We start from the raw sequence: 15,426 nt of genomic DNA, 5'->3' as shown, positions 1-15,426 counted from the left end.
TTTTTTCCGGCTCCGTATTTGGCGGGTTCCCTAGGTAATTCCCACAGGTTACAGTATCATACACGCCGAGTTCGAGAGCCCGCAGCGGAGAATGCAGGAATTGCAGGGTCAGGGTCACGTGTGGAGGCCTCTACCGTTCCGGTTTCGCTCTTTGCTTCAACGAATCAAGGGAGACACGCTTTGGAAGATTACATTATCTGGTTTGATCACCTGGGAATGTCAGACGTTGACAGGGTCGGGGGAAAGAATGCCTCCCTCGGGGAAATGATCAGTAATCTCGCCAATGCAGGTGTTACCGTGCCCGGCGGCTTTGCCACCACCGCTCATGCGTATCGTGAGTTTCTCGCCAAAGACGGCCTGCGGGAAAAGATCGATGATGCGCTCGACGCTCTGGACATCAACGACGTCAACGAGCTTGCACGGGTGGGATCGCGGATCCGTCAGTGGATTCTCGATACACCCTTTCCCGAGGCATTGGAGAAACCACTGGAAGAGGCCTACGCCCAGTTGCGTGGGGGTAATGACAAGATGGCAGTAGCGGTGCGCTCCTCCGCAACAGCCGAAGATCTTCCAGACGCCTCATTTGCCGGCCAGCAGGAGACGTTCCTTAACGTGGTGGGCCTGGAGCAGATCCGGACTTCGGTGAAGGAGGTCTTCGCCTCGCTGTTCAATGACCGTGCCATTTCCTACCGTGTTCATCACGGCTTTGATCACAAGCAGGTTGCCCTGTCCGCGGGGATCCAGAAGATGGTCCGCAGCGAAACGGCGGCCAGTGGCGTGATGTTTACCCTCGATACCGAATCCGGTTTTCGGGATGTGGTGTTTATTACCGGCTCCTATGGCCTCGGCGAAACCGTGGTTCAGGGTGCTGTGAACCCCGATGAGTTTTATGTTCACAAGCCTACTCTTGAGGCCGGACGGCCAGCGGTTCTGCGTCGTAACCTGGGTAGCAAGGCCATCAAGATGGTCCACCATACTGATCCATCGGCCGGGCAGTATGTGGAAACCGTCAAGGTGGAGCAGGATGATCGCAACCGCTTCTGTATTACCGATGCGGAGGTGGAAGAGCTGGCCAAGCAGGCGATGATCATTGAAAAGCACTACCAGCGCCCGATGGACATCGAGTGGGCAAAAGACGGTGATGACGGCCTGATCTACATCGTCCAGGCCCGCCCGGAAACAGTCAAGAGCCGTGCTTCCGCCAATGTGATGGAGCGCTATCTGCTGAATGAGACCGGCACGGTTCTGGTGGAAGGCCGCAGCATCGGCCATAAGATTGGCAGCGGCCCGGTCAAGATCATCACCAGTATCAAGGAGATGGACCGGGTACAGGCAGGCGATGTGCTGGTAACCGACATGACTGACCCCGACTGGGAGCCGGTGATGAAGCGGGCCTCCGCGATCGTCACTGATCGTGGCGGGCGCACCTGCCACGCAGCCATCATTGCCCGTGAACTGGGCATACCGGCAGTGGTTGGTTGTGGTGATGCCACGGAAGTACTGAACGACGGTCAGGAAGTGACGGTGTCCTGCGCAGAAGGCGACACCGGCTTGATCTATGAAGGTAGCCTCGACTTTGAGCTGAAAGAGAACACCGTCGATTCCATGCCCAATATTCCGTTCAAGATCATGATGAACGTGGGTAATCCGGACCGGGCGTTCGACTTCCAGTCACTGCCCAATGAGGGCGTTGGCCTGGCGCGCCTCGAGTTTATCATCAACCGTATGATTGGCGTGCATCCCAAGGCACTGCTGAATTTCGACGGCCTGCCGCGGGATATCCGCCAGACAGTGGAAAAACGGATTTCAGGATACAGCTCTCCGGTTGACTTCTATGTCGACAAGCTGGTGGAAGGCATTTCCACCCTGGCAGCGGCTTTCGCTCCTAAAAAAGTGATTGTTCGTCTCTCGGACTTCAAATCCAACGAATACGCCAACCTGATCGGTGGCACCCTGTACGAGCCGGACGAGGAAAACCCGATGCTGGGTTTCCGTGGCGCCTCCCGCTATATCTCGGAAACCTTCCGTGATTGCTTCGAGCTTGAATGTCGTGCCCTGAAGAAAGTTCGTAATGAGATGGGATTCACCAATGTGGAAGTGATGGTGCCTTTCGTACGGACCGTGGGTGAGGCAGAGCAGGTTGTCAATCTGCTTGCCGAGAACGGCCTGAAGCGCGGGGAGAATGGGCTAAGGGTCATCATGATGTGTGAGCTCCCGGCCAACGCCCTGCTGGCGGATCAGTTCCTCGAGCATTTTGACGGCTTCTCCATCGGTTCGAACGATCTTACCCAGCTGACACTGGGGCTGGACAGGGACTCGGGTATCATCGCGCACCTTTTTGATGAACGTAACGACGCCGTCAAGGCGCTGCTTGCAAGTGCGATCCAGGCCTGCAGAAAGGCCAATAAATACATTGGTATCTGTGGACAGGGGCCGTCGGATCATCCGGACCTTGCCAAGTGGCTGATGGATCAGGGTATCGATTCTGTTTCTCTGAACCCGGATTCGGTTCTGGATACCTGGTTTTTCCTTGCTGACGAGAAGATTGACTGACCATTTCGAGAAAAGGAGAGCGCAAGCGTGCCTATCGTAACCCCTGATCTATGTGATGATTATCCGGAAGTGCTTGTGGTAGAGCCGGGATTTCGCAACTTTGGTGCTGTGGATGCATTCGGTGGCGAGATTGTGACGGTCAAGTGTTTCGAGGATAACTCCATCGTCAAGGAGCAGGTTGCTCTGCCCGGAAATGGCCGGGTGATGGTCGTTGATGGCGGTGGTTCCAAAAGAGCGGCGCTATTGGGCGACATGCTGGCGGAAAAAGCGGCTGACAACGGATGGGCCGGTCTGGTCATCTACGGCTGCATAAGAGATGTGGATGTGATCGCCAAAACCTCGCTGGGCGTCCAGGCTCTGGGCACGCATCCGCGTAAAACCGAAAAACGGGGCGTTGGTGATCTGAACGTGGCCGTGACATTTGGTGGCGTGACCTTTCACCCTGGCCATTATGTCTATGCTGACAACAACGGTATTATCGTATCCGAGAAGCCGCTCAAGACTGATTGAAGCGTCGATGCTGGCAGGGCCGGTTGCCCTCTGCGGCTCCTGGCCCTGCCAGCATGACGCCCCCGATCAGCGTTTAACCTCCACGATCTCCATCCCCAGCAGAAATCCTTCGCCTTCGGGTTCGCAGCGCATCACCCGACAAACTGTCTCGAACGGCGGAAACTGTTCGCTGGTGGATGGTAACAGAGTATGAATCTCGTCCCCTTCAGAAAATGCCCTCTCGACAAAGAGTTGCATGCCAGTACCGCTGAGGTCCCTGCAGACGCCTGGAAAGGCCACGCCGTGGCTGTCGGTGAGTTCGATTTCCGAATTCATCGTCATTCGATGGAAATCGCGCTTTTCTGAGTAGTTCTTCATAAACTCCGACATACCGGAACCCCACGATTGCTAGCCTGCTCTAATCATAGTCAGCCGGTTGCGATTATGCCCAGTTGTCGTTTTTCCGGCTTGGCTTCAGAAGAGGGATTACCAGCGCGAGAATCACGCCCAGTAACACCAGAGCCGCGCCAAGCAACATGAAGTCCGACTCTTTCTTGGCTTCCAGTCGTTCTTTTTCCGCGGTCAGCACTTCCAGCTCATTACGGAGTTTCTGGTTTTCTTCGCGAAGTTCGACATTGCGACGGTCAAGATTGATTGAATCTGCAGCCACTTCCTTGATGTCACTGAGCTCTTCGCTGAGACGCCCGGCGCGGGCCTGAAGGGTTTCCTCGGAGCTCCTCAACTCGTTCCGTTCGCTGGTGACTTCCTGCAACTGCGTTTTGAGTTCGCCCAGCTCGTTACGCGCCTGTTCCAGCTGCCGATTGGTCTGTTCAAGGCGCTGCCTGGCAATCGGAGTCTCGGTAATGTACCGGCTGACTATCCAGCCTTCGATGCCGTCGGGTGTGCGTACGCGGCTGTAGCCGGATTCCGACGTTTCCAGGAGCTCCAGGGCAGTTCCACTTCGAACCCCGGAGTGGAGAATACGGTATTGGGTTCCTTGTCCGCTGCGGATGGGAGCGAAAAGCGTATCGTCGACGTAGACAGTTTTTGCGTGCGCGGAGGCGGCGGCAACCATCAGCACAATAAAGCAGATAAACAGTCGTAAAGGCGTCACTGGTGTTATTCCCTGATGCAGCGATTTGAGCCGCAATTTTGTCACAGATGCCGGGTCATACAAGATAGCGTTCATTACAAAAAACTCATACAGAGCGATACCGGTACCGGTACCGGGGGAGGGGTCACGGGAGTACCGCCTTGAAGGGTTTGACGATGACGTGCTGGTACACACCGGCTTCTACGTACGGATCCGCATCAGCCCAGGCCTGGGCCAGTTCAAGGGAATCGAACTCGGCGATCACCAGACTGCCGGTAAATCCGGCGTCACCGGGTTCCGGGGTATCGAGTGCGGGGTGGGGGCCTGCAACCAACAGTCGGCCTTCATCTTTCAACGCGTTGAGCCGCGCGAGATGGGCCGGGCGTGCTGAGGCTCTCAATGACAGGCTGTCTTCAACGTCCTGGCTGATAATGGCGTAATACATGGCGCTCTCCGGATATTTGCTGACACGGGGCAGTGTGTGGCTGATACACTGCCCCTACTGAATAAATTCTGAAATCGGAAATGATGTGACTATAACGCAAGAAGCTGAATTCTGCATTGATCTGCACTGCCACAGCACCGCCTCAGACGGTGCCCTGTCACCGCAAGAACTGATCGCAAGGGCAGGGGATAAAGGCGTAACCCACCTCGCGCTGACGGATCACGACACCATTTCCGGCCTGGGTGATGCGCAGACTGCGGCACAGGCCCTTGGTATTTCACTGATCGCGGGTACCGAGCTTTCCTGTCTATGGAAAAGCCACACCATACATGTTGTCGGGCTGGATTTTGATACCTCAGAACCTGAGCTGAATGCTGCTCTTGCGCGTCAGAATGACAACCGTTGGCGCCGCGCTCGCACGATTGCCGAGAAACTTGCCAAGCTGAAAATTGAAGACCTGGTGGAGAAGGCGACCGCCAAGGCCGGTGGTGATGTGCCGGGCCGCCCACATTTTGCCAGGGTGCTGGTGGAGGAAGGTGTGGTCAAGGACGCCGCACAGGCGTTCAAGCGTTACTTGGGTGCCGGTAAGGCGGGTGATGTGAAGGGGTTCTGGCCTTCTCTTGAAGAAGTCGTATGCTGGATTACCGGCGCAGGCGGGATAGCCGTGCTGGCGCACCCAAGAAAATACAAACTGACTGCCACCAAATTGCGGGCATTGACCGGGGATTTTCGACAGGCCGGTGGTCGGGCTATCGAGGTATCGACATCAGGCCAGTCCAGTGGCGATCTCGGCTTTCTCGCGGAGCTTTGCCGCCGCGAGAACCTGTTGGCTTCCCAGGGCAGCGATTTTCACTTTCCCGGGGCTCCCTGGTGTGAGCTGGGGTCCATCATGAAAATGCCAGACGGGCTTGAACCCGTCTGGCATCATTTCAGAAATCCGGTTGGAGTAACCGCCGCGGTCTAATCCGGGGCGTGGAACAGCAGGTACAGATCCGTCAGTGAGTCCGGAATGGCGTCAGCCATGTCCCTCGACAGCTTCGGGTTGTTGCGAACGTTCTGGAAATCCTCGTCCTCAAACAGGCCAGAGAGTGTCATCATGGGCACCAGCAGGTCTGCGGTTTCCTCTTCCCCGGCTTCCAGCCAGGCATCCTCATTTTCCAGGAAGGTGTCCACAAAGCCCGCGCACCAGTTTTCCAGTGCGTTCATCGGGTCACCATCTTCCGGCTCCGGCAGTTCCAGTGGCTGGCCCATGTCCAGTGCCTGGGCCATGTCCCTGGCGAGTTTTTCAACGGCATTGCGGAACGTGTCCGGGACCTGGCCTCCGGGCGCCTCATCAGCGCCGGTGGCCAACCTGAACATGTCTTCAGGGCTTAGTGATGCCGGGCCTACCACGCTGGCGCAGACAACCCCGTGCAAGCCGAAGAAATCCAGGGCTTCGTCGCCCCAGGGTTCTGCGAAGAGGATGTCTTCCAGCGCTTCGATATCCGAATCTGATAGCATTCGTCAGTTACTCCCGGCCTGTTTGGCCTCTTCGGCTGCCCGCTGACGTTTACGGACTTCCCTCGGATCGTTGTAGGCTCGGCCCGGGGTAACCGGCACATCCACCTGGTCGGTTGGCTTTTCTGGTTCTGCGGCCGGCTCCTGGGCCTTTTCAGAGGCCTTTTCATCGTCTTTGGCGGTTTCGGCTTCCGGCGCGGCAGCAGGCTGTGCGGCAGCCTCTGACTTCTGCTCTGGTTTGCCGGTGTCTTCCGGCTTACTGGTGTCATCCTTAGCGGCGGGCGCCGGCGCAGACGTCTGCCTGGCAGGCGGCGTGGCTTTTTCAGGTTCCGGAGTCGCCGCTGGCACCTCCGAGGCATCATCGGATTTTGCTCCAGTCTGCGGCTCGGATTTTACGTCAGTCTCAGATCCCGGTTTTCCGGGGGCAGCTGCCGGCTCCCCAGTGGCCTGGTCCTGCGATGGTCCGGTCGCCGTCTCGGAGGCCGTATCTGTGGCAGTCTCTGCTTTCTTGCCAGCCGGTTTTCTACCGGAGGATCTGCGAGGGCGGGTGGGACGCTTCGGTTTTTCCTCGCCCTGGGTATCCTCGGCCTCGACGTCTTTGACATCTGGCGCAGCGGCCTGTGCGGTTTCAGCTGCACTATCTGCCGGCTTGTCGTCTCTGGCCGCTTGTTCCGCTACCGGTGACTCGACAGGGGCTTCCGCCTGCTCCGTTTTCACGGGGTTGCTGGCTGGCTCCGCCTCGGGCTGCGCGGCTGTCGTCTCCGGAGTTGTCTCTGGCGCTGCCGCAGGTTCAGCCACTGCGTCACTATGACTTTCCGCCGGCTTTTCAGCAGGTTTCCCGGTTGGTTCAGAACCCGCCGCGTTGGCGGCTGCCATGTCCGGTTTTTCGGCAGGTTGCGCTGCCGGTTGTTTTTGCGGCTGATCTTCCGGCTGGGTGTCTGCCTGGTGTTTCTCACTGCGGGCAGTCTTGCGATCCGCCGGCGTGGAGGCCGGTGTTTCAGCGGACGAGCCGTCGCGGTTGCGATTGCGCCGTGGTTTGCGACGCTTCTCGTCAGCGCCGGATTTGTCAGCGGCAGGCGCCTTCGGAGAGGGGCTTTCCTGCGGCTCGGACTTATCCGCGTGCTTGTCTGTCTGCGCACGGGTATCTTTCTGTTCCCGGGCATCCTTCTGGTCGCGGCCCTGTGGCTTATTGCGTCCCTGGCCCCGGTTCTGGGACTGGCCGTCCTTGCGGCTGCTATCCTTGCGGCCATCCGCTGGCTTGTCCGCGCTGCCCTGCGCTGCCTGACTGCCTCGAGCCGGTTCTTCGCCCCGAGTGCGGTTGGCACTGCGATTGCGGCTACGGTTGTCATCGGTGCGAGCACTGTCCCCGCGATTACCACTTGGCTGGCGACGGTCGCCCCCGCTGCGATTACCAGCGTGGCTATCGTCCCTGGCTACCCTTGACTTGCGCCGGTCCTGGCGGTCCTGGGTGCGGCGTTCGTCACGGTCGGTGCGGCCGGGTTCTTCGCGATTCGCCGGCAACTCACCAATGACTTCTTCACCGCTGAAGAAATCAGCAATCTTGCGGCCGAGTTTGCGGAACAGACTTTCAGTTTGCTCGGCGGAGGGTGACTCCTCTGCTTTCTCAGGGGAAGGGGCAGGGGCCTGGGCAGGCGTCGGCGCTGGAGCGACCGGACGTATGGCTTTTACGGCGGCTTGTTCGCGAGCCGGAGGCTGGGCTGCAGGGGCCTCGAATATCTCTTCTTCTCTCTCGCTGTATTCCTGGGCTACCTGGTAACTGGATACTTGCTCCACACCGGCCTCATCATCCCGCATACGCAGGATTTCAAAGTGCGGTGTTTCCATATGCGGTGCCGGGACCACGACAACTTCCACTTCCTGGCGGGCCTCAATATCGGCCAGCTGCTTGCGCTTTTCGTTCAGCAGGAAAGTGGCAACAGCAACCGGTACAACGGCTCGTACCTGGCCGGTCTTCTCCTTGGAAGACTCCTCGAAGATCAGGCGCATGATGCTCAGGGCCAGGGACTCGATACCCCGGATGGTGCCCTGGCCCTCACAGCGCGGACAGACCTCACTGCGGGTTTCGCCCAGGGAAGGGCGCAGGCGTTGCCTCGACATCTCCAGAAGGCCGAAGCGGGAAATCTTGCCCACCTGAACCCTGGCGCGGTCGATTTCCAGAGCCTCGCGCATTTTCTGTTCGACTTCCCGCTGGTGTTTGGCCGGGGTCATGTCGATAAAGTCGATGACGATCAGGCCGCCCATGTCCCGCAGCCGCAGTTGACGGGCAATCTCTTCTGCCGCTTCCAGGTTGGTCTGAAACGCGGTTTCCTCGATGTCGTGCCCTTTGGTGGCGCGTGACGAGTTGATATCAATGGATACCAGTGCCTCGGTAGGATCGATAACGATGGAGCCACCGGAAGGCAGCTTCACTTCCCGCTGGAAGGCGGTCTCGATCTGGCCTTCGATCTGGTAACGGCTGAACAGAGGGATTTCGTCCTTGTACAGCTTGATCTTGTTCTCGAACGAGGGCATCACGGCGCGGACAAAGTTCAGCACGTCCTCGTAAACCGTGCTGGCGTCAATCAATACCTCGCCGATGTCCTGGCGCAGGTAGTCTCGCACGGCGCGGATGATGACGTTGCTTTCCTGGTGGATCAGGAATGGGGCCTTGCGCTCGCCGGCGGCCTGGGTAATGGCTTCCCAGAACTGGACCAGGTAGTCGAGATCCCACTGGAGCTCTTCAGTGGTGCGGCCGATACCGGCGGTGCGTACGATGATGCCCATGGACTTGGGTACCTGGACATCGCTCATGGCATCTTTCAGCTGCGCCCGTTCATCACCCTCGATGCGGCGGGAAATGCCGCCGGCACGGGGGTTGTTGGGCATCAGTACCAGGTAGCGGCCGGCGAGGGAAATGAAGGTGGTCAGGGCCGCGCCCTTGTTGCCACGCTCTTCCTTGTCAACCTGTATGATCACTTCCTGGCCTTCGGCAACAACATCCTTGATGTTGATCTTGCCTTCAATCTGACCCGGTGATTTCTTGAAATACTCCTTGGAGATTTCCTTAAGAGGGAGGAATCCGTGACGGTCAGCGCCGAAGTCCACGAAGGCGGCTTCCAGACTGGGCTCTACCCGGGTAATGCGACCCTTGTAGATGTTGGCTTTCTTCTGCTCACGGGAGCTGGATTCAATGTCCAGATCGAACAGACGCTGGCCGTCGACCAGTGCTACGCGCAACTCTTCGGGATGAGTTGCATTGATCAGCATTCTTTTCATGGAAAGAAATGGTTCCTGTCGTTTGGTTTGGACAGAAAACCGGGGGGAATGGCATCAGCGAAGCAGAACCTGCGTGCCGCGGGCCCCGTCGTTCGGGGGCAAGCCGGCGGCCAGACGTATCAGATCCCTGCGGGAAGTCTTCCCGGGGTTCCGAGGCCACCGCCGACAGATCGCCTGCCCGGGGGCAGGGAGGTGTCGTGTAGGGTTAATGTCTGTTGACGCATGTTATCCGTTTTCAGGTTCACGCGGGTGCCTGGGTCTCACGTCGTATTCGTAAGCTGGACGGCCCGGCCCTGCGTGCTGGTAAAGATTCTTCGCGATGTCGCCCGACGGTTTTCCGTGCGGTCTCTTGTTCTCCCGGTGTCCGGTCAGGCGCCGATCTCGGCGTCTTCCGTTGCAACCCGGGAGGATTCGGTCGCCGTTCCCGGTAATGATTGGGCTTTCGGCGTTCAAACTCTCAAATAGTGTCGGTATACTTCTGCCGCTCCGGCTTCTGACATACTGGCCAGGCCGTAGACAAACGGTGAAGCACGCCGGAATATAACAGTATTCGCCCCACCCTTCAATCCCGCAGACTTTTCAGCGGTAAGGCAACCATGTCCAGATCCTCCAGGCAGAAACGCTCACCCTCCCCGCCCCGGTCGGGCAGGGAGGATCGGAGCACTCAGAAGCCCGGCACCCGGAATCCAGAGGTGAAGCAGGGGGTGCGAAAAGTGCTGGTGGATGAGGACAACGCCGGGCAGCGCGTGGACAATTACCTGATGGCTCAAATCCGGGATGTGCCGCGCAGCATTATCTATCGCATTATCCGCAAGGGTGAGGTTCGGGTGAACAAGGGCCGCGTCAAGCCTGATACCCGTCTCAATACGGGTGATGAAGTGCGAATTCCTCCGGTAATCCGCAAGGAAAAACCGGAACAGGTTGTGCCCGGCTCCCGTGTTCAGGGAGTGATGCAGGATGCCGTCGTTTTCGAGAACGATGAAATGCTGGTGGTGAACAAACCATCCGGAATTGCCGTACATGGAGGCAGTGGTCTGGATTTTGGGCTGATCGAAGTGTTGAGGGCGGCAAGGCCTGGTTCAAAATTCCTGGAGCTGGTGCATCGCCTGGACCGGGATACCTCCGGCCTGATAATGGTGGCGAAAAAACGCTCGGCACTGCGGTACCTGCAGGATGAGCTCCGCCACAAACGCATTCGTAAGCGTTATCATGCTTTGGTTGCCGGAGATTGGCCGCAGTCGCTCAAGCGGGTCAGCGAGCCGCTGTTACGGTTCGAGCTGGGGTCCGGTGAGAGAAGAGTGCGGGTGGACAGTGCGGGAAAGGAGTCTCTCACGCTGTTCCGGTGCCTGGAATCCTTCAGTGGCTACAGTCTGGTGGAGGCCTCTCCGGTAACCGGGCGGACGCATCAGATCCGTGTTCACAGTGTCTGGGCAGGTCATCCGATTGCCGGGGATGACAAGTACATGGATGATGTCAGTCTTCGGGCTTTCCGTTCCGCTGGGGGCCAGCGCCTGATGCTGCACGCCCGGGCGCTGGACTTTACATTGCCTTCAACCGGTGAAGCTGTTCATCTTGAAGCGCCCTATGACGAGGCGTTTGCAGAGACTATCGCCAGACTGACAGCTCGCCGCGAGGCATCCGAATAACCGGTCGTGCTACAACGTGCGTGCAGTATGGCCAAAAGCAGGTAAGTAAGAATGGATGTAAAGGTCGTAATTTTTGACTGGGACGGAACACTCGTGGATTCCGTCGATCACATTGCCGACAGCCTTCACCAGGCGGCCACCGAGTTGGGTTACCCGGAACTGGAGCGCGAAGCTTATCGCGACATTATCGGCCTGGGCATGATTGAGGCGCTGGAAAAGCTGTATCCGGGTATCAGTCGCGATGAAATGAACACCATCCGCGAAGGCTACGGTCGTTATTTCTTTTCCAAGGTCACGACGCCGCAAAATGTCTTTGCGGGCATGGCGGATGTGTTGGCTGACCTCCGGGGTGGTGGTCGCCGCTGTTCCGTTGCTACCGGCAAGAGCCGTCGCGGGCTTGAGGGTGCGCTGGTCTCGAGTGGCCTGGGTTCGCACTTCGACATCACCCGCTGCGCCGATGAGACCCGGTCCAAGCCCGACCCGGCCATGCTGGGCGAGATTATCCGTTTTTATGGCATTGAGCCCTCCGAGGCGGTAATGATCGGCGATACCCGCTACGACCTTGATATGGCGCAGCGCATCGGCATGCCGTCTATAGGTGTGGAATGGGGCGTCCACAAGCGCGATGTGCTGGGGCACTATTCTCCCCATGCGATCGTCGATTCCGTAAAAGATCTGCGGGACGTACTGGGTCTTTGAACCGTAACACCAACAGGGTGCATCAATGAGCGATTGGGAGTCAGAGAAGAATCCGGGCTGGGGCAGTGAGCCTGAGAGCGGGGCGGAGAAGTCAGCAGCCAAATCCTCGGGCAGTCGCAAGAACCCGGCAATACCTCCGGAATCGGCCCGCGACTGGAAGTTGATTGAAAAGCTGGTGATGTCCCTTCAGTCGGAGCAGAGAAAGAGTCGCCGTTGGGGCATCTTTTTCAAGCTGCTGACCTTTGGGTACCTTTTTGCGCTGTTATTCATGATTCAGTTTCCTTTTGGTGGGGCGCTGGAGTCTGCCGCCAAGGGCGAACACACGGCGCTTGTGGAAGTGGAGGGCACTATCTCTGCAGATGAGGTGGCCAGTGCAGACAATATTGTGGGTGCGCTGCGCAACGCGTTCGAGGCCGAGAGCTCGGTTGCTGTGATCCTGCGGATCAACAGCCCCGGCGGTAGCCCGGTGCAGTCGGGGTACATCTATGACGAAATCGTTCGGCTGCGGGACGAATACCCGGATAAAAAACTGTACGCCGTGATATCCGACATAGGGGCGTCCGGCGCCTACTACATCGCGGCCGCCGCTGACGAAATCTACGCAGACAAGGCCAGCCTGGTTGGTTCTATCGGCGTGGTTGCCGGTGGCTTCGGATTTACCGGCATTATGGAAAAGCTTGGTGTTGACCGCCGTCTTTACACCGCTGGCGAGAACAAGGCGTTTCTCGATCCCTTCTCGCCTGAGGAAGAGGAGGAGGTCCAGTTCTGGGAAGGTGTTCTGGAAACCACCCACAGCCAGTTCATTGAAAGCGTGCGTAAGGGGCGTGGCGACCGCCTTGCCGATGACGAGCGACTGTTTTCCGGGCTTATCTGGAGTGGTGAGCAGGCGCTGGAACTGGGTCTGATCGATGGTCTGGGCAGCTCGTCCCACGTGGCCAGGCAGGTGATTGGCCAGGAAGATGTTGTGGATTACAGTCGCCGCAGGTCGCCACTCCAGGACATCGTGGACCAGTTCGGGGTGTCGGTGGGCAGCGGTATTGCCCGCTATGTGACCGAGTCACGGTTCGAGCTTCGCTGAAGCGTCGAGGGGCTGGAGGAGTGGGTTCAGCCCCCAGTTTCGCAACATGTCAGTCAGTGCGATCAATGGCAGACCCACCAGACTGTTAGGGTCTCTGCCTTCCAACCGACTGAATAATGCGATCCCCAGGCCCTCCATTTTGAAGCTGCCGGCACAGTCGTAGGGCCGCTCCGCCTGCAGGTAGTTCTCTATTTCCGGCAGGCTGAGCTGCCGGAAGTGGGCGTGAAAGTACTCGCAGTGGGTCTGTATGTTTCCTGAATCGGCATCCAGCAGCGCCAGGCCGGTCATGAAGGAAACCCGTTGGCCGCTACTCCGGGCAAGTTGCTGCACTGCACGCTGATGGTCTCCAGGCTTGTTCAACAGGGTTTTATCCTCCAGGCAGGCGACCTGGTCCGAGCCGATAATCCAGTGGCAGGGCCATTCATTGGCAAGCGCTTCAGCTTTGCTCCGGGCCAGGCGTGTGGCCAGCTGCTCCGCCGTTTCGTGGTTAAAGGGCGATTCATCGATCTCCGGCGACGCCGCCTCAAACGTCAGGCCGAGCCTTGCCAGCAACTGTCTGCGGTAGGGCGAGGAGGATGCGAGTAAAACAGGGCGCGGGTCCATGGTTGTCCTCTGAGTAAGGAAGGGAGTGTAAGGGCCGGGCGGCCCGGTCGCAGCGGTATTATCGTAGAATACACCTATCCCGGGTGTAACTCCTGGCCAAAACCTCATGAAGTCTTTGACAGCAGCGTGCCGGGTCCCTAAAATTGCGCGCCTATGTCAAAAGCCTCAAGTGCCGAGCTGCCCAGAACTGTCGATCCTTACCGTTTGGCAGAGCAAAACATTGTGTTGGAGGGAGAGATCCCTCTGAAGGCATTGTCTCGCTTTGGTGATTCCGTTTACGGATTTGAGGAGGACGCGGTGTGCCGTGTGCAGCTGTCATTCTCCATGGACAGTGAGCGGCGGCGCATGGTGCAGGGTGAGCTGGAAGCGCCGGTAACCCTGGAATGTCAGCGTTGCATGGGTCCCATGCACAAAACACTGGTGTCCAGCTTTACGCTGGGTCTGGTAACCAGCGATGAGCAGGCGCAACAGTTGCCCAAGGAACTTGAACCGTTTCTGGCGGACGATTTCAGCGCGGATTTGTGGTCCATGACCGAAGATGAGCTGCTGCTGGTTTTGCCTCCGTTCCCGCTTCATGAGCGTGATGAGTGTCCCGCCAGGGAGGCACTGGAAGCCTTCGAGCCGGATGATTCCGGTGACGAGCCGGCGAAAAAATCTGAAGACAATCCGTTCAGCGTGCTGGCGGATCTCAAGAAGAAGCATTGATCAGGCGCCGTTTTTTACGAAAAAAGCGGTGCAAATTTAACGAACACACGTTTATCAGGTCAGGAGCATAATCATGGCTGTACAGAAGAACCGAAAGACCCGCTCAAAGCGCGGTATGCGTCGTTCACACGATGCCCTGAGCACCGCAGCGCTGTCCACTGACACCACCACCGGTGAAGTGCATCGCCGCCACCACGTGTCGCCAGACGGTTTTTACCGTGGCAAGCAGGTTATTGAGGCTAGCGACGAGTAAATCGTCGCCAGCATCCACCCGCCAGTGCCAGATGGGGAAGCGGTGAAACCGGTCACCATCGCGATTGACGCCATGAGTGGTGATCGCGGAGCCGCCGTAGTTGTCTCTGCTGCTCTGGATGCGGTGAAGGAAAACGAAGCCTTGAGTCTTGTTCTGGTGGGAATCCGGAGCGAGCTTGAGGCTTTGCTGCGTGATGGGCATCCTCGAATCCGTATCGTCGAAGCGGCTGATGTTGTCCGCATGAACGAGCGGCCGTCCCATGCGCTGCGGCACAAACGCAATTCCTCCATGGCCGTTGCCCTCGGGCTGGTTCGTGATGGAGTCGCTCAGGGCTGCGTGAGTGCTGGTAATACAGGTGCTCTGATGGCGTTCGGGCGGTCCGTTATCCGTATGTATCCGGGAATCGAACGGCCTGCGATTGCCAAGTTGATTCCTTCCCTGCGCGGCCGCTGCCACGTGCTGGACCTGGGTGCCAATGTGGATTCCACGGCTGAAAATCTTTATCAGTATGCGCTGATGGGATCACTGATGGCATCGGCCATCTGTAACCAGCCGGAACCGCGAGTGGCGCTGCTGAATGTCGGCGAGGAAGAGATCAAGGGTAACGAGCAGGTGCGGCTTGCCTCTCATATGCTTGCCCAGTGCGATACCATCAATTACATCGGCTACGTCGAGGGCAGCGATCTTTTCAGGGATGTGGCCGACGTAGTGGTCTGTGACGGTTTCGTTGGCAATATCGCCCTGAAAACCGGCGAGGGCGTTGCCGGACTGTTGATCGAGCTGCTGGAGCAGGCGTTTACCAGAACGCTCTACGGGAAGTTCGTGGGGCTGCTGGCCCGGCCCATGATCGGGCGCCTGCTCCGATTGATGGACCCTTCGCGCCATAACGGCGCCAGCCTTCTCGGGCTACAGGGGGTGGTGATCAAAAGCCATGGTAATGCCAACGAGCGGGCGATGCTGGCGGCCATTCGCCAGGCGTTCCTTGAAGTCGAACTTGATGTGCCCAGTCGCATAAACGAGCGTCTCGACGATCTCATGATCTGACCGTAGACAACTCGCCATTCTATCGAGACTAAAGTCTCTCCGCAT

General features: G+C 58.2%; 15 protein-coding genes. 9 read left to right on the top strand and 6 right to left on the bottom strand.

The genetic code is table 11. The annotated features are described in order from the left end of the window. The first annotated feature begins 180 nt into the window (after positions 1–180). Together ppsA and rraA are read left to right on the top strand one after the other, a co-directional pair. A complete protein-coding gene (gene ppsA, locus DIT71_RS10560; RefSeq protein WP_114613171.1) occupies positions 181–2,553 on the top strand; it encodes a phosphoenolpyruvate synthase in 2,373 nt (790 codons plus the stop codon). 27 nt (positions 2,554–2,580) lie between these two features. Beyond that, positions 2,581–3,063: a ribonuclease E activity regulator RraA gene (rraA, locus tag DIT71_RS10555; protein ID WP_114613170.1), complete on the top strand. Its 483-nt coding sequence runs from the start codon at positions 2,581–2,583 to the stop codon at positions 3,061–3,063. A gap of 66 nt (positions 3,064–3,129) precedes the next feature. Here rraA and DIT71_RS10550 read toward each other — a convergent pair whose 3' ends face one another. The 3 genes from DIT71_RS10550 to DIT71_RS10540 all read right to left on the bottom strand — a co-directional run bounded on the left by DIT71_RS10550 (position 3,130) and on the right by DIT71_RS10540 (position 4,580). Then, positions 3,130–3,420, bottom strand: a complete 291-nt coding sequence (locus DIT71_RS10550; RefSeq protein WP_114613330.1) for a PilZ domain-containing protein — start codon at positions 3,418–3,420, stop codon at positions 3,130–3,132. A gap of 64 nt (positions 3,421–3,484) precedes the next feature. Continuing rightward, a complete protein-coding gene (locus tag DIT71_RS10545) occupies positions 3,485–4,156 on the bottom strand; it encodes a TIGR04211 family SH3 domain-containing protein (RefSeq protein WP_114613169.1) in 672 nt (223 codons plus the stop codon). Positions 4,157–4,280: 124 nt separating this feature from the next. Continuing rightward, positions 4,281–4,580, bottom strand: coding sequence for a YciI family protein (locus DIT71_RS10540; protein WP_114613168.1), 300 nt, complete (start codon positions 4,578–4,580; stop codon positions 4,281–4,283). Positions 4,581–4,665: 85 nt separating this feature from the next. On the opposite strand from DIT71_RS10540, the gene DIT71_RS10535 reads away from it, so the two are divergent. Beyond that, the gene (locus tag DIT71_RS10535; RefSeq protein WP_114613167.1) at positions 4,666–5,544 is read left to right on the top strand and encodes a PHP domain-containing protein; all 879 of its coding nucleotides are present in this window, start codon (positions 4,666–4,668) and stop codon (positions 5,542–5,544) included. On the opposite strand, the gene DIT71_RS10530 is transcribed toward DIT71_RS10535, so the two are convergent. Both DIT71_RS10530 and rne read right to left on the bottom strand, forming a co-directional pair. Continuing rightward, complete coding sequence (locus tag DIT71_RS10530) at positions 5,541–6,080, bottom strand: YecA/YgfB family protein (protein WP_114613166.1); 540 nt, start codon at positions 6,078–6,080, stop codon at positions 5,541–5,543. The two genes, DIT71_RS10535 and DIT71_RS10530, sit on opposite strands and share 4 nt — an antisense overlap. Positions 6,081–6,083: 3 nt before the next feature. Beyond that, positions 6,084–9,353, bottom strand: coding sequence for a ribonuclease E (rne, locus tag DIT71_RS10525; protein WP_114613165.1), 3,270 nt, complete (start codon positions 9,351–9,353; stop codon positions 6,084–6,086). Positions 9,354–10,045: 692 nt separating this feature from the next. On the opposite strand from rne, the gene rluC reads away from it, so the two are divergent. From rluC to DIT71_RS10510, 3 genes are read left to right on the top strand one after another with little or no spacing between them, the layout of a single operon-like run. Then, complete coding sequence (gene rluC / locus DIT71_RS10520) at positions 10,046–10,999, top strand: 23S rRNA pseudouridine(955/2504/2580) synthase RluC (protein ID WP_199490996.1); 954 nt, start codon at positions 10,046–10,048, stop codon at positions 10,997–10,999. 51 nt (positions 11,000–11,050) lie between these two features. After that, positions 11,051–11,698 (top strand): HAD family hydrolase, encoded by a 648-nt coding sequence (locus DIT71_RS10515; protein WP_114613163.1) that lies wholly within the window; start codon positions 11,051–11,053, stop codon positions 11,696–11,698. A 25-nt stretch (positions 11,699–11,723) separates the two neighbouring features. Continuing rightward, positions 11,724–12,776 carry a S49 family peptidase gene (locus DIT71_RS10510; protein ID WP_114613162.1) on the top strand — a complete coding sequence of 351 codons (1,053 nt, stop codon included), beginning with the start codon at positions 11,724–11,726 and terminating at the stop codon, positions 12,774–12,776. Here the strand turns inward: DIT71_RS10510 and DIT71_RS10505 are convergent. Next, a complete protein-coding gene (locus DIT71_RS10505; RefSeq protein WP_114613161.1) occupies positions 12,756–13,379 on the bottom strand; it encodes a Maf family protein in 624 nt (207 codons plus the stop codon). The genes DIT71_RS10510 and DIT71_RS10505 overlap by 21 nt on opposite strands. Positions 13,380–13,532: 153 nt before the next feature. Here DIT71_RS10505 and DIT71_RS10500 point away from each other — a divergent pair, with 153 nt between their 5' ends. The 3 genes from DIT71_RS10500 (at position 13,533) to plsX (ending at position 15,381) form a co-directional block, all read left to right on the top strand. Further along, positions 13,533–14,084, top strand: a complete 552-nt coding sequence (locus tag DIT71_RS10500) for a YceD family protein (RefSeq protein ID WP_114613160.1) — start codon at positions 13,533–13,535, stop codon at positions 14,082–14,084. A 73-nt stretch (positions 14,085–14,157) separates the two neighbouring features. After that, positions 14,158–14,337 (top strand): 50S ribosomal protein L32, encoded by a 180-nt coding sequence (gene rpmF, locus DIT71_RS10495; RefSeq protein WP_041333767.1) that lies wholly within the window; start codon positions 14,158–14,160, stop codon positions 14,335–14,337. 42 nt (positions 14,338–14,379) lie between these two features. Then, positions 14,380–15,381 (top strand): phosphate acyltransferase PlsX, encoded by a 1,002-nt coding sequence (plsX, locus tag DIT71_RS10490; protein ID WP_114613159.1) that lies wholly within the window; start codon positions 14,380–14,382, stop codon positions 15,379–15,381. Positions 15,382–15,426: the final 45 nt, after the last annotated feature.

Source organism: Marinobacter vulgaris (assembly GCF_003344045.1).
Lineage (GTDB): Bacteria > Pseudomonadota > Gammaproteobacteria > Pseudomonadales > Oleiphilaceae > Marinobacter > Marinobacter vulgaris.
The sequence above is the reverse complement of the archived record's forward strand: the minus strand, read 5'-3'. Positions and strand labels throughout refer to the sequence as shown.